The sequence below is a fragment of the Rhodanobacter sp. AS-Z3 genome, from assembly GCF_029224025.1.
Lineage (GTDB): Bacteria > Pseudomonadota > Gammaproteobacteria > Xanthomonadales > Rhodanobacteraceae > Rhodanobacter.
Window position 1 is genome coordinate 395,001 of record NZ_CP119392.1, and the last position, 13,202, is coordinate 408,202.

The window sequence follows — 13,202 nt, forward strand, 5'->3', positions numbered from 1 at the left end:
TTGGCGATGTCTGCGGCGGCGGGGAGGCGAATAATAGATGCTGTGGCGTTTTTGGCAAGCCCTTCTTCAAGAAAATTTTGCAGATATGGCGCAAGCCAATGATTGGGCAAGAAATTCTTCTTTCATCAGCCCGGCACTGTCAGCCACGACGGATGGACATACAGCGCGAGATCAGGCCTGGATCAGTCGAACTCGCGCAAAGTTGCGCTTGCCTACCTGCAACACGCCTTCGAATCCTGCATGAAACACGCGCTGCGCGTCCTCGACCACGTCGGCATCGATGCGCACCGCTCGCTCTTTTAGCTTTCGGCTTGCTTCAGAGTTGCTGGCCGTCAGCCCTGCAGCGGTAAGCAGCGCTGCCAGGCGAAGACCTTCGACCGGCACGGTCAGCTCGGTCTGCGGCAACAACGAAGTGTCGCCCTCGCCGCGAACCACGGCATGCCACCCGGCAATCGCCCGTTCGGCGGCGGCAGCGTCGTGGAAGCGCCCGGCCAATTCGCGCGCAAGACGAAGCTTGGCATCGCGGGGATTGAGCGCGCCACTGGCCACGTCCTGCTTCAGTGTATTGAGTTCATCCAGCGACACCTCGAAGCTGAGCAACTCGAACCAGCGCCACATCAAGTCATCGCCGATCTTCATGGTCTTGGTGACGATGTCGATGGCCGGCTCATTGATGCCGATGTAGTTGCCCAGCGACTTGGACATCTTGTTGACGCCATCCAGGCCTTCCAGCAGCGGCATGGTCAATACAATCTGCGGCGGCTGGCCATGGTGCTCCTGCAGCGCACGCCCCATCAGCAGGTTGAACTTCTGGTCGGTGCCACCCAGCTCCACGTCCGCCTTCAAGGCCACTGAGTCATAGCCCTGAACCAGTGGGTAGAGGAATTCGTGGATCGCGATCGGTTGTTGTGCGGCATAGCGCTTGGTGAAGTCATCGCGCTCCAGCATGCGGGCGACCGTGTGTTGGGCGGCCAGCCTGATCATGTCGGCGGCCGTCATCTTGCCGAACCACTCGGAATTGAAGCGCAACTCGGTCTTTTCGCGGTCTAGCACCTTGTAAACCTGTTCCGCGTAAGTTTCGGCATTGGCCAGCACATCTTCGCGGGTAAGCGGTTTGCGGGTGACGTTCTTGCCGGTAGGGTCACCAATCATTCCGGTGAAGTCACCGATCAGGAAGATCACCTGGTGCCCAAGGTCCTGAAACTGACGCATCTTGTTCAACAGCACGGTATGCCCGATATGCAGATCCGGTGCGGTCGGGTCGAAGCCGGCCTTGATGCGCAGGGGGCGACCGCGCTTCAGGCGCTCGACCAAGTCTTCCCGCTTGATGATTTCGTCGGCACCCCGCGAAATGGTGGCCAGCGCCCGGTCAAGCTCGCTCATGAAGTTGTTCTCTGCATTTGTGGATGAGACGCGCACGACATTGTGACGGTGCCGTCAACGTTAATTGTGTGTTAACAAGGAATGTGTTGCAAACCCTTGATGGGAAAGGCGTTGACGCCCTTTACACATCGCCGTTATGGTACGCGCAGTTTGTACTTTGTAACGTGGGTGATACAGCATGGCAGAAGAAAAGCAGGGTGCGCGGCAAAACCGCAAGCAGGCGATCTGCCGCAAGGCACAGCGCCGGCACTCCAACTTCTACGAACGGTGCGCCCATTGGTCGTTCAATCGTTCGGGCGAGATCGAGCCGATCCGCTGGCATCGCGAGCGTCTGGTGCTTGCTGGCACGGCCTTGCTGATCACGGCATTGTCCGGCTTCATCATGCCGGCTTGGGCCAGCGCGATGCGGCCCACGCCCACGCCGGAAATGCACTCGCTGCTCCCCCTTGCACTGCCGAAGGTGGCGCCATCCAGCATCGCCACCCCAACGGTGGATGACTGGCAAGTGGTGCGCGTGCAGCCGGGCCAGACGCTGTCCGACATCTTCAATGCCCGAGGCTTGGGCATGACTGATTTGCAGCGCATCCTGGACACCGCCGGCACGGCGAAGTCCGCCTTGCACAGCATTCGACCTGGTCAGGAGTTCGACTTCCTGCTGGGTAGTGACGGCAGCCTGAAAGGGTTTCGCTTCGATCAGGATCAAGCCAGCCGCGCCATTGTTCGCCTTGATGGCGATCAGCCGACACTGACGATTCAACACCGCGACATGGACCTGCGCGAACAGGTGGCGCACGGCGTGATCCGCAGCAGCCTGTATGCCGCTGGCGATCAGGCCGGTCTGGACGCGGCAATGATCGGCAAGCTCGCCGATCTGTTCAAATACGACATCGATTTCGTGCAGGACCTGCGCGAAGGCGACAGCTTCACGATGATTTACGATGACATCTACCGCGATGGTCAGCGCTACGGCCAAGGCAACATCATCGCTGCCGAATTCATCAACCAGGGCACGCGCTACACCGCGTATCGCTTCAAGAAGGCCGATGGCAGCTACGGCTGGTACAGCGAGGACGGCCGTCCGATTCAGAAGTCGTTCCTGCGCATACCGGTCGACTTCACCCGAATATCCTCGACATTCAGCACCGCACGCATGCATCCCGTTCTTGGCCGCATGCGCGCGCACAAGGGCGTGGACTATGCCGCACCGTCGGGCACTCCGATTCACGCAGCCGGCGACGGCGTGATCAAGTATCACGGCTGGGAGCGCGGCTACGGCAATTTTGTGCTGATCCAGCACAACAACACCATCAGTACTGCCTACGGCCACATGTCGCGCTTCGTGAAGGGTCAGCATGTCGGCGAACACGTGCGTCAGGGCGAAGTAATCGGCTACGTCGGCATGACTGGCCTGGCTACCGGCCCACACCTGCACTACGAGTTCCGCGTCAACGGGGTACAGCGCAACCCGCAGACGGTGACCCTGCCCAAGCCCGAGCCGTTGCCTGCCGTGCAAATGGCGCGGTTCAAGGCCGAGGTGGTCAAACCGCAAATGGCGAGACTGACTGCGCTGGACACACGCATCAAGCTGGCTCGTGCCAGCGCGCCCGCCAACAACGACAACTGAGCCATCACGAACCGTGGATGACGACGCCTCTGCGGTTTATATCGGGTTGATTTCCGGTACCAGCGCAGACAGCATCGATAGCGTACTGGTGAGCTTCCCGCGCGGGACGCCGCAGCTGCTGGCCAGCCATTCACACCCGTGGCCCAGCGCCTTGCGCGAACGCTTGCTGGCTTTGGCGCAGGGTGACACGGCAATCACGCTGGATACGTTTGGACGTCTGGACGTGGAAATCGGCCACGGCTTCGCCGACGCAGCATGCGCCCTGCTTGAAATCAGCGGCACCCCAGCGGCAGCCGTCCGCGCGATCGGCTCGCATGGCCAGACGCTGCGGCATCGCCCGACTGGCGACTATCCGTTCACGCTGCAACTGGGCGACCCCAGCGTCATCGCCGAGCGCTGCAGCATCGACGTGGTTGCGGACTTTCGCCGTGCCGATATTGCCGCAGGCGGGCAGGGCGCACCGCTGCTGCCGGCATTGCACGCGATGTTGCTGGCGAGGCCGGGCCATACGCGCGTGGTGTTGAACCTTGGCGGCATCGCCAACATCACCGTGCTCGGAGCCGATGGCAGCGTCCTTGGTTTCGACACCGGACCGGCCAATGGCTTGCTCGACGCCTGGTGCCTGCGCCAGCGTGGTGAATCGTTTGATCGCGATGGTGCTTACGCGACCAGCGGATATTGCGACGACGAGCTGCTCAATGCGCTGCTCGACGACGACTACTTTGCGCTGGCGCCGCCGAAGAGTACCGGCCGTGAGTACTTCCATCTGGAATGGCTGGCCACCCATTCCCGATTGGCGACGCTGGCCCCCAACGACGTGCAGGCGACCCTGCTTGAATTGACCGCGCGCAGCATCGCGCGGGCCATCGCGCGACATGCCACGGACGTCGACGAAGTGCTGGCGTGCGGTGGTGGTGTACACAATGGCGCACTGATGCGGCGCCTCACCGAGCTGCTGGCACCAAGCGTCGTGATGAGCACCTCGCGTTACGGCATCGATCCAGATTTTCTGGAAGCCACGGCGTTTGCATGGCTGGCGCGCCAGCGCCTGCTGGGACTTCCGGGAAACCTTCCATCAGTGACCGGCGCGCGTGGTTACCGCGTACTGGGTGCGATCTATTCCTCGCCAGCGGCAGGCTCGTCGTAACGAATTCGCTCTGGAGCAAACTGGGTCGCGCGGGTATGCACCAACGCATTCAGGGCCTCCTGGAAAACGCCCTGCTCGGCCGCCTCCCAATGTCCCTCGAGCATCGCCACGGTCTCGGGGTCGCGCTGGCTTTCGCTGAACTGGTGTGCGACCGAGAGACCCAGCCCACGGCGCAAAGCCTGCAACATCACATCATTGGTGGAACAGTGCCGATGCCTGGCCAAGGCATGAATACGCTCGGCAAGCAGTCCATCAATGTGCTGCACGATCATGTCCGGCACAAGCATCACTCCCTTTGCACAGGCCCTGTACCGCTGATACTCGCACGGTCAGCGTGGGACGATCACAACGAAAGCGCGAATTCGTGGGCTACTTCGCAATTTGGCTGTACGTGCCTGTCAGCGCCTGCTGGCTCAGCCGCCTTGTTCCGTAGCAAGCCGGACGCGCTCCTCGCCGCGAAAATGCCGCCATAGCCAGGCAAACAACATCATCGACGGCAGCACCGCCAGCACGGTAATCACGAAGTAGCCGCCGTAACCGGCAGCAGTCGCGATGCCACCGGCGAAGAACCCAAGCAACTTGCCGGGCAGATTGACCAGCGAACTGAGCAGGGCGTACTGGGTTGCCGTGTGCTTCCGGTTGACCAAGGATGACAGGAACGCCACGGTCGGCGGCCCCAGCATGCCCAGGGTCAGATTTTCCCCGGAAATCACCAGGGTCAGCATCAGCAGGTTGCCCGGATGCGCGATCAGCAGCAGGTACAAAAGGTTGCTGCAGCCACACAAAACGATGGTCACTCCCAACGGTCGCCACGCGCCCCAGCGGGCGACCGCCGCACCACCGATGAACACGCCGACGATACCGATCCAGATACCGTAGATTTTGGTGATCGTGCCGATCTCGGTCTTGGAGAAACCCATGTCGCGGTAGAACGGACTCATGATGCCGCCGATGGTCGCTTGCTCCGGCATCTTGAACAGCAGCAGAAACAACAAGGTCACGCCAGCCAGCACCCAGCCGTAGCGGCGAAAGAAGTCCGCAAACGGATCGATCACGCTTTCTCGCATGGCGTCACGCCAACCGTTGGCGCGTACTCTCAGCACGTCAGGCTCACGTGCCATCAGTGTTGTCACCACCGGCACCACCATCGATGCTGCCATCAGCGCGTACACCGTTGACCATGACAAGTGATCGGCCAGGATCAGCGCCACCGCACCGGCCAGCAACAGGCCGATCCGATAGCCCAGCGAGTAGGTTGCCACCAATGCACCCTGTGCCTCGATGGGCGCAATCTCGATTCGGTAGGCGTCCACGGCGATATCCTGCGTGGCACCGAAAAAGGCCACGACCAGGGTTGCCGCCACGAACGGGACGAGCATCGCCGGCGTCAGCAGTGCCATCGCCAGCAATCCGAGTACCACACCCAACTGCGCCATCAGCAACCAGCTGCGCCGCTGACCCAACCGCGAAAAGCCGGGGAGTCGCGCATGGTCCAGCAGCGGCGCCCAGACAAACTTGAACGCGTAGGTCATGCCGGCGCTGGCGATCATCGTGATGTCAGCCAGCTTGATGCCGTTTTCCTTCAGCCAGTAAGCCAGCGTGCCGGCCACAAGCAGAAACGGCAGGCCGGACGAAAAACCAAGCAGGAACATTGTCCATGCGGCAGGCTGCGCGAACGCACGCCATACCGACGGTTTGGCCGGCTGCGCCGATGCGCGATCAGTCGGCATAATCGACGATATACGGGGCATGGTCGGAGAAGCGCTGGTCGCGATAAACCGAACAGGCGCGCAAGCGATCGCGCAAGGATGGCGTCACGACCTGGTAGTCGATCCGCCAACCGACGTTGTTGGCGCGTGCCTGTCCACGATTCGACCACCAGGTGTATTCCACCGCTTCGGGCTTGATCGCGCGGAAGCTGTCGACCCAGCCGTGCTGGTGGAACAGCAGATCCAGCCACGCACGCTCTTCCGGCAGGCAGCCGGAGTTCTTCTGGTTGGACGACCAGTTCTTGATGTCGTTCTTCGTGTGCACGATGTTCCAGTCACCGCAGATCACGTAGTCGCGGCCGCTGTTCAGCCACTTCTCGAAAATCGGCGTGATCCAGTCCATCGCCTTGAATTTGAACTGCTGGCGCTCGTCACCGGACGAACCCGACGGAAAGTACAGCGACACCACGCTGAGGTTGCCAAAGCGCGCCTCGATGTAACGACCTTCATTGTCGAATTCGTCCCAACCCAACTCGGTCAGCACCTGATCCGGCTCACGCTTGGCGTAGATCGCCACGCCGCTGTAACCCTTCTTGCTGGTGGCGTCGCGGTAGAAGCAGTGATGCCCGTCGGGACGAAACATGGGGTCCCCAAGCTGGGTTTCCTGCGCCTTGGTTTCCTGCAGGCAAACCACGTCTGCATCCTGTGTCCGCAGCCAGTCGAACACGCCCTTGGTGGCGGCCGAGCGGATGCCGTTGGCGTTGAGGCTGATGATGCGCATGCTGGCTCCCGAAGCGAATGGCGCATCATAACAACCCCTACCGTGCCAGCCCCGAATGCGGCAGCGCGCGCTGCCCGGTCGACGCCGGGTTGTACCATGTCGCCCGCTGCACCTGCGTGCAGCACGTTGCCTTGAACCTGCCCCGCACGAGATGACCATGCACGCTTACCAACGCGACTTCATCGAACTCACCTTGCAACGTGAAGTGCTTCGCTTCGGCGAGTTCACCCTGAAGTCGGGGCGACTGAGCCCGTACTTCTTCAACATGGGCCGCATCGACTCGGGGGCCGCACTGGCCCAGCTCGGCCGCGCCTACGCGGCCGCCCTGGTCAACGCCGGTCTTGAAATAGACATGCTGTTCGGCCCGGCCTACAAGGGCATCGCACTGGCCGCCGCCACCGCGATCGCGCTGGCCGAGCAGCATCAGCGCGACCTGCCCTGGGCTTATAACCGCAAGGAGGCCAAGGAGCATGGCGAGGGCGGGGTGCTGGTCGGTGCACCGCTCAAGGGGCGCGTGCTGATTGTCGACGACGTGATGACCGCAGGCACCGCGGTACGCGAATCACTGGCCCTCATCCACGCGCACGGCGCCACGCCTGCCGGCGTGCTGATCGCACTGGATCGTCAGGAGCGCGGGCAGGGCGAACGCTCGGCCGCCCAGGAAGTGGCCGCCGACCATGGCATCCCGGTTATTGCGATCACCGGCCTCGATGACGTGCTGGCCTACGCCGGTGAGCAACCGCAACTGGCAGCTGAACACGCACGACTGCTGGCCTACCGGCAGCGCTACGGGGTTCAGCCATGAGTTCGCCCGGCCTCGATAGACTGTGCTGGCATCAACCACTGCAGCCTCTGCACCCCGCCGGGGCGATCGGCTAGCCAGTGCCGTCGGCACCGCTATACTGGCTGGAACGAGGAAAACTCATGCGTAAACCATTGCTCATCATTGCTGCCGTCGCGCTGACTGCGAGCCTTTCGGCATACGCGCAGAACACCAGCAGTTTCCGCTACAAATGGTACGACGGTCAGGGGCTCGCTCATTTCAGCGACAGCCTCAGCGCGGATGCGATGAAGTACGGCTACGAACTGGTCAACGACCGCGGGCTGGTGGTGCAGCGTGTCTCGCGCCAACTGAGCGCGGAGGAACGTGTCGCCGCGAACAAACTTGCGGCCGCGCAGGAGGCGAAGGATCGAGCAGCGCAGGAACGCGCCAACGCCGATGCCCAGATGCTGGCAGCGTATCCCGATGATGCGTCATACCAGATCTCGCTGCAGCAGGCACTGGACAGCTACGACCAGCAGATCCACACCACGCAAATCAATTTACGCACCCAGGAAAAGGCGCTGACCGACTTGCTTGGTCGCGCCGCTGATATCGAGAACAACAAAGAGTCGGTACCGAAATTGCTGGTCGACAACATCGCCAGCCAACGCAATGTGGTCGCCGCACTGCGCAACACCTTGCACCGGCAGCAGGACGCGCGTGGGCAGTCGGTGCAGGAGCAGATTCAGCTGATGGCACACTACCGCGAGGTCAAGGCGGCCCGGGAAAAGCAGCAATCCGCCGAGCAGTAACGCTGACCGTCACGGCCTGCGCGTCCGTGGCCCGAGATGAACCTCGAGGGCGCATCCCGCGCCCCCGGTGCAAAGGCCGTCGCGATCAGAACGGCAGCTTGATGCTGGCGTCCACCGCCAGCAGTTGTTTGCGAAATACCCCCTGAATACGAGCAAGCGCCTCGGCGTTGTCCGCCTCGAAGCGCAGCACCAGCACCGGCGTGGTATTGGACGCGCGGACCAGGCCCCAACCGTCAGGCCAGTCTGCCCGCAGACCATCGATGGTGATCAGCGAGGCGTCTTCAAAGACCGCCCGTTGGCGCAACTTGTCCATGAACTGATAGTGCTCACCCTCGGCCAGCTCGATCTTCAGTTCGGGTGTCGACACGCTCTTGGGCAAGGTCGCGAAAATTTCTTCCGGCTCCCGCCCATGCTGGTCGCCCGCGAGAATTTCCAGCAGCCGTGCGGCCGCGTAGATACCGTCGTCGAAACCGTACCAACGCTCCTTGAAGAAGAAGTGACCGCTCATTTCACCGGCCAGCTCGGCATTGGTCTCACGCATTTTTGCCTTGATCAGCGAATGACCGGTGCGCCACATCAACGGACTGCCGCCGGCATCCAGCACCTGACCCTTCAGGTGGCTGGTGCACTTCACATCGTAGATCACCGTGGCGCCAGGCTGGCGTGACAGCACGTCGCGGGCGAACAGCATCAGCAGGCGATCCGGATAAATGATCTCGCCTGATTTGGACACCACGCCCAGACGGTCGCCATCGCCATCGAACGCCAGGCCCAGGTCTGCGCCGGTCTGCCTCACCGAAAGAATGAGGTCTTCGAGATTGGCCGGGTCCGACGGATCCGGGTGATGGTTCGGAAAGGTGCCATCCACCTCGCAGTACAGCGGAATCACGTCGCAACCGACACCTTCCAGCACCTGCGGCGCAATCGCGCCAGGGATGCCGTTGCCGCAATCGACGACGATCTTCAGGCGGCGCTCGGCCAGTACGTCGGAAACGATCTTCTCGATGTAATCCGGTGCCACGTCGACCTGACGCAGGCCACCCGTGCCGCCACTACGCAGCGCACCGCTGGCAATGCGCTGGTAGAGATCCTGGATCGCGCCCTCGGACAAGGTTTCGCCGCCCACCACGATCTTGAAACCGTTGTAATCCGGCGGGTTGTGGCTGCCGGTGACGGCAACCGCACAACCGGTATTGAAACGGTAGGCGGCGTAATACACCACCGGCGTCGGCACCGCGCCAATATCAATCACGTCGATGCCCGCGGCGCGCAGACCTTCCGCCAGTGCACCGGACAGCTCCGGTCCGGATAGTCGGCCATCACGACCGACCACGATTTCACGCAGGCCTTTTTCGCTCATCAACGAACCGATGGATTGACCGAGCAGGCGCGCCACCTCCCGGCTCAAGGTCTTGCCAACCACACCACGGATGTCATACGCACGGAAAATGGCAGGGTCCACACCTATCGAGGCAGCCGCCGGCGGTGCCACCGGTGCCGGGGCAGGCGGTGCACGAACCGGCGCCACCACATCGGCGACGACCATCTCTTCCACCGGCTGCTCGTCATCAGCAATCACCGGGGAGCGCTGACGTTGCAAGCGGATCCAGTACAGGAAGCCGCCGCCCCCCAGACCCAACAGCGCCAGCAGCGCACTCAGCACCGGCGAGCGGGGCAACACGATGAAAGCGCGCGGAAGGCCAACACCCACACTGAACGCGCTACCGGCAACGGGTTTGCCGGAAAGCTCGGTCTCAGCGGAATTGGAGCCGTTGGAAAACAGCTGGATATAGCCGCTGTCATCACCTTGACGAAGTTCCAGGCGTCCACCGGCCGGTGAAATGGCATCAAAACGCTGCTTCATGGGCGCAAACGGCAACTCGACCCAAGCCCACGCCTGCGTCTGCTGGGGCAGACCCAGCGGGATCACCATGCTCAGGCGTCGGTCACCGCTGCCATAGGAAACGCTTTGCGCCGGCGGAAGGCCATCGGCACTTTGTGCCGCCATCAGTTGCGCGGCCTTGGCGTAACCGAATTCGCGGTAGTTCGCGCGCAAGACCTCAGCCAGATCGCCGCTGTACAACTCCAGTTTCTTCGCTTGCGGCAACTGCTGACGCAACGCGGTGGCCGATTGCGCCGGGTCGCTCATGACCGTGGCCGGGTCCACCTTGGCCAGCACCTCTTCGACCGAGTGGCGCTGCCTGGCGATTTCCTCGGACATGGCACGAACCGCCTGGTCCTGCGCCTGGTGGACGCGATCGATGGAATTACCTTCGTCGGCAATCAGCCAGGTCTGCCACACGCAGAACACGCCCAGCAGAAGCAGCACGGTGGCGCCAGCCAGTGGCAGCAAGGTCGACCAGTCGACCGTCAGGTTTTTCAGCCGCTCTTTTGAAGTATTCAACGCCATATCCCGCTCCCGCGGCTGAAACTTTCAGGTCGGCTCGATCCGTTCGAGCCGGCTTTTTGTCTTATTGGATGCCCGTGGAGCCGAACCCGCCTTCACCCCGCTGGCTAGGCGCAAAGTCCGCGACGATATTCAGTTGCGCCTGCACCACCGGTACCAGCAACAACTGGGCGATCCGGTCTCCCACCCCGATGGTGTACGACTCGCGCCCGCGATTCCAGCACGAAATCATCAAAGGTCCCTGATAGTCGGCATCGATCACCCCTACCAGGTTGCCCATGACCAATCCGTGTTTGTGGCCAAGGCCCGAGCGCGGCACGATCAACGCGCACCAATGCGGATCGCTGATATGAATGGCGATACCGCTGGGTACCAGCGCCGTTTCACCGGGCGCCAAGGTCAGCGGTTGTTCCAGTGCAGCACGCAAATCCATGCCAGCGCTGCCTTCGGTTGCCGGCTCGGGCAACGGAATGCTGTCGCCCATGCGGGGGTCGAGGATCTTCATGGCCACGTTGATTTTCATGCGCGAGCGGCCCGGTAACGTTCGGCCACGCACGCGATCAGCGCACGTGCCAGCTCGATCTTGGATGCACGCGGCAGTTCAACCGAGCCGTCGGCCCAATACAGCGTCAATGCGTTGTCGGCCGCTTCGAAACCCAGACCGTCGCCCACCTGATTCGCAGCAATCATGTCCAACCCCTTGCGCTGCAATTTGCCTTGCGCATATGTCGCCACATCATGCGTTTCCGCCGCAAATCCGACCAGGAACGGATGCCTGGCTTGCGCCGAAAGGCTGGCCAGAATGTCGGGATTTTCGCCCAGATGCAGCACCAGGTCGCCACCCTCGCGCTTCTTCAGCTTCAACGCGGACACTTCCTGCGGACGATAATCACCGACTGCCGCCGCACCGATATAGATGTCCGCTTGCGCCGCCGCCTCGATGACGGCTGCGTGCATCTGCGTGGCACTGCGCACGTCTACCCGGGCATTCACGCCGGCTGGCGTGGCAAGGCTGACCGGACCTGCGATCAAGCTCACCTCGGCGCCCGCCTCAACGGCTGCAGCCGCCACGGCGAAGCCCATTTTTCCGGAACTGCGATTGCCAATGAAACGTACCGGATCGATATCCTCATAGGTCGGTCCGGCACTGACCACCAACTTCAAGCCGGCCATCGACCGCGTCCCGAAAGATGCCACCAGCGCATCGCGCAGCTCGTAAGGCTCCAGCATGCGACCACTACCCACATCACCGCAGGCCTGATCGCCCACCGCCGGCCCCAGTAGCTGGGCACCGCGCTGGCGAAGGGTGGCCATATTTGCCTGCACCGCAGGATGCGCCCACATCTGCTGATTCATCGCCGGGGCCAGGTACAACGGTGCCGCGCTGGCCAGGCACAAGGTAGTCAACAAGTCATCGGCCATGCCTTGCGCCAACCGTGCCAGCAGGTCGGCACTGGCCGGTGCCACCACGATCCGCTCGGCCCAGCGGGCCAGCTCGATATGACCCATCGCCGCCTCGGCCTGGGCATCCCACAAACTCACCCGCACCGGCTGGCCAGACAAGGCCTGGAAGGTGGTGGGGCTGACGAAGTGGGTGGCTCCCTCGGTCATCACCACGCGCACCTCGGCGCCAAGGTCACGCAGGCGGCGAACCAGCTCGCAGGATTTGTAGGCAGCGATGCCGCCGGACACTCCCAGCAGTATGCGGCGTTGGGCAAGACTCATATGTAGGGCGGGCCTGACAGTCGGGCAGTGGCCTAGCTTACCGGATTCATCCCGGTCCACCGCTGCCTGGGCCAGGCCGGCTCCGGCAACGTCATGGCATGAGCATCCGCGACTGGCCCGAAGGCGAACGTCCCCGCGAAAAACTGCTGGCGCGCGGCAGCGCGGCGCTGTCCGATGCGGAACTGCTGGCGGTCTTGCTGGGCAGCGGCAGCCGTGGCAAGGATGCACTCGCATTGGGCCGCGAACTGCTGGCCAACGCGGGTAGCCTTGGCGCCTTGCTGAGCCGCCCGGAGCAGCAGATCCGCGCGGGTGGCCTCGGCCCGGCCAAGCGTTCACGCATTGCCGCGGCACTGGAACTGGCCCGGCGCAGTCTGGCCGAGCAACTGCTCGACAAGCCCAGTCTGGGAAATCCGCGCGACAGCGGCGACTACCTGCGCGCACGGCTGCGCCACCTGCCTTACGAGGTGTTCGGCTGCCTCTATCTGGACAATCGCCACCGTGTGCTGGCTTTCGAGGAACTGTTCCGTGGCACCGTCGACGGCGCCAGCGTGCACCCGCGCGAGGTGGTGCGCGCCTGCCTGCAACACAACGCCTGCGCGGTGATCTTCGCCCACAACCATCCATCCGGGGTGGCCGAACCCAGCGCGGCCGATCGTGCGATCACCCATGAACTGCGCGACGCGCTGCGACTGGTCGGGGTCCGCGTGCTGGATCATCTGGTGATCGGCAGTGGTGAGCCCGTGTCGATGGCAGCTCGAGGGCTGATCTGAAACCGGCGCCGGCCCAGCCACGCCACAACGAAACATCACGGTCGCCCGCATCGCGCTGGCGGACAGTTCGGCCCTGCCGAC

At 62.8% G+C, this 13,202-nt stretch carries 13 protein-coding genes (1 of these 13 only partly in view); 5 read left to right on the forward strand and 8 right to left on the reverse strand.

All coding sequences use genetic code 11. The annotated features are described in order from the left end of the window. Both PY254_RS01695 and tyrS read right to left on the reverse strand, forming a co-directional pair. Nucleotides 1-110, reverse strand: partial view of a hypothetical protein gene (locus PY254_RS01695; RefSeq protein WP_281013757.1) — the 5' end (the start) only. The gene continues 154 nt to the left of window position 1, outside the view; only the first 110 of its 264 coding nucleotides appear in the window; the start codon lies at nt 108-110; the stop codon falls past the left edge of the window. 61 nt (nt 111-171) lie between these two features. Then, nucleotides 172-1,383 (reverse strand): tyrosine--tRNA ligase, encoded by a 1,212-nt coding sequence (gene tyrS, locus PY254_RS01700; RefSeq protein WP_281013758.1) that lies wholly within the window; start codon nt 1,381-1,383, stop codon nt 172-174. A 178-nt stretch (nt 1,384-1,561) separates the two neighbouring features. On the opposite strand from tyrS, the gene PY254_RS01705 reads away from it, so the two are divergent. Both PY254_RS01705 and PY254_RS01710 read left to right on the forward strand, forming a co-directional pair. After that, complete coding sequence (locus PY254_RS01705) at nt 1,562-3,007, forward strand: OapA family protein (RefSeq protein ID WP_281013759.1); 1,446 nt, start codon at nt 1,562-1,564, stop codon at nt 3,005-3,007. A 13-nt stretch (nt 3,008-3,020) separates the two neighbouring features. Beyond that, nucleotides 3,021-4,154 carry an anhydro-N-acetylmuramic acid kinase gene (locus PY254_RS01710; RefSeq protein ID WP_281013760.1) on the forward strand — a complete coding sequence of 378 codons (1,134 nt, stop codon included), beginning with the start codon at nt 3,021-3,023 and terminating at the stop codon, nt 4,152-4,154. Here PY254_RS01710 and PY254_RS01715 read toward each other — a convergent pair. From PY254_RS01715 to PY254_RS01725, 3 genes are all read right to left on the reverse strand, one after another. After that, nucleotides 4,124-4,426: a hypothetical protein gene (locus tag PY254_RS01715; protein WP_281015129.1), complete on the reverse strand. Its 303-nt coding sequence runs from the start codon at nt 4,424-4,426 to the stop codon at nt 4,124-4,126. The genes PY254_RS01710 and PY254_RS01715 overlap by 31 nt on opposite strands. Nucleotides 4,427-4,567: 141 nt before the next feature. Continuing rightward, nucleotides 4,568-5,806, reverse strand: coding sequence for an AmpG family muropeptide MFS transporter (locus PY254_RS01720; protein ID WP_281015130.1), 1,239 nt, complete (start codon nt 5,804-5,806; stop codon nt 4,568-4,570). Nucleotides 5,807-5,873: 67 nt separating this feature from the next. After that, nucleotides 5,874-6,644, reverse strand: a complete 771-nt coding sequence (locus tag PY254_RS01725; protein ID WP_281013761.1) for an exodeoxyribonuclease III — start codon at nt 6,642-6,644, stop codon at nt 5,874-5,876. A 157-nt stretch (nt 6,645-6,801) separates the two neighbouring features. Between PY254_RS01725 and pyrE the strand changes: the two genes are divergently transcribed. Together pyrE and PY254_RS01735 are read left to right on the forward strand one after the other, a co-directional pair. Next, nucleotides 6,802-7,449 (forward strand): orotate phosphoribosyltransferase, encoded by a 648-nt coding sequence (pyrE, locus tag PY254_RS01730; protein WP_281013762.1) that lies wholly within the window; start codon nt 6,802-6,804, stop codon nt 7,447-7,449. Between the two features lie 119 nt (nt 7,450-7,568). Then, on the forward strand, nt 7,569-8,219 hold the full coding sequence (locus PY254_RS01735; RefSeq protein ID WP_281013763.1) for a DUF4124 domain-containing protein: 651 nt from the start codon (nt 7,569-7,571) through the stop codon (nt 8,217-8,219). Nucleotides 8,220-8,304: 85 nt separating this feature from the next. On the opposite strand, the gene PY254_RS01740 is transcribed toward PY254_RS01735, so the two are convergent. From PY254_RS01740 to coaBC, 3 genes are all read right to left on the reverse strand, one after another. Further along, nucleotides 8,305-10,629, reverse strand: coding sequence for a phosphomannomutase/phosphoglucomutase (locus tag PY254_RS01740; RefSeq protein ID WP_281013764.1), 2,325 nt, complete (start codon nt 10,627-10,629; stop codon nt 8,305-8,307). 61 nt (nt 10,630-10,690) lie between these two features. Beyond that, the gene (gene dut / locus PY254_RS01745; RefSeq protein ID WP_281013765.1) at nt 10,691-11,149 is read right to left on the reverse strand and encodes a dUTP diphosphatase; all 459 of its coding nucleotides are present in this window, start codon (nt 11,147-11,149) and stop codon (nt 10,691-10,693) included. Further along, the gene (coaBC, locus tag PY254_RS01750) at nt 11,146-12,351 is read right to left on the reverse strand and encodes a bifunctional phosphopantothenoylcysteine decarboxylase/phosphopantothenate--cysteine ligase CoaBC (protein ID WP_281013766.1); all 1,206 of its coding nucleotides are present in this window, start codon (nt 12,349-12,351) and stop codon (nt 11,146-11,148) included. Before coaBC ends, dut begins: the two co-directional genes overlap by 4 nt. 98 nt (nt 12,352-12,449) lie before the next feature. Here coaBC and radC point away from each other — a divergent pair, with 98 nt between their 5' ends. Next, nucleotides 12,450-13,121 (forward strand): RadC family protein, encoded by a 672-nt coding sequence (radC, locus tag PY254_RS01755; RefSeq protein ID WP_281013767.1) that lies wholly within the window; start codon nt 12,450-12,452, stop codon nt 13,119-13,121. Nucleotides 13,122-13,202: the final 81 nt, after the last annotated feature.

Excerpts from the sequence above, each read along its gene's own strand:
- tyrS (WP_281013758.1), bottom strand. The coding sequence starts at position 1,383 with ATGAGCGAGCTTGACCGGGCGCTGGCCACCATTTCGCGGGGTGCCGAC.
- PY254_RS01705 (WP_281013759.1), top strand. The coding sequence starts at position 1,562 with ATGGCAGAAGAAAAGCAGGGTGCGCGGCAAAACCGCAAGCAGGCGATC.
- PY254_RS01715 (WP_281015129.1), bottom strand. The coding sequence starts at position 4,426 with ATGATCGTGCAGCACATTGATGGACTGCTTGCCGAGCGTATTCATGCC.
- PY254_RS01720 (WP_281015130.1), bottom strand. The coding sequence starts at position 5,806 with ATGTTCCTGCTTGGTTTTTCGTCCGGCCTGCCGTTTCTGCTTGTGGCC.
- PY254_RS01725 (WP_281013761.1), bottom strand. The coding sequence starts at position 6,644 with ATGCGCATCATCAGCCTCAACGCCAACGGCATCCGCTCGGCCGCCACC.
- pyrE (WP_281013762.1), top strand. The coding sequence starts at position 6,802 with ATGCACGCTTACCAACGCGACTTCATCGAACTCACCTTGCAACGTGAA.
- PY254_RS01735 (WP_281013763.1), top strand. The coding sequence starts at position 7,569 with ATGCGTAAACCATTGCTCATCATTGCTGCCGTCGCGCTGACTGCGAGC.
- PY254_RS01740 (WP_281013764.1), bottom strand. The coding sequence starts at position 10,629 with ATGGCGTTGAATACTTCAAAAGAGCGGCTGAAAAACCTGACGGTCGAC.
- dut (WP_281013765.1), bottom strand. The coding sequence starts at position 11,149 with ATGAAAATCAACGTGGCCATGAAGATCCTCGACCCCCGCATGGGCGAC.
- coaBC (WP_281013766.1), bottom strand. The coding sequence starts at position 12,351 with ATGAGTCTTGCCCAACGCCGCATACTGCTGGGAGTGTCCGGCGGCATC.
- radC (WP_281013767.1), top strand. The coding sequence starts at position 12,450 with ATGAGCATCCGCGACTGGCCCGAAGGCGAACGTCCCCGCGAAAAACTG.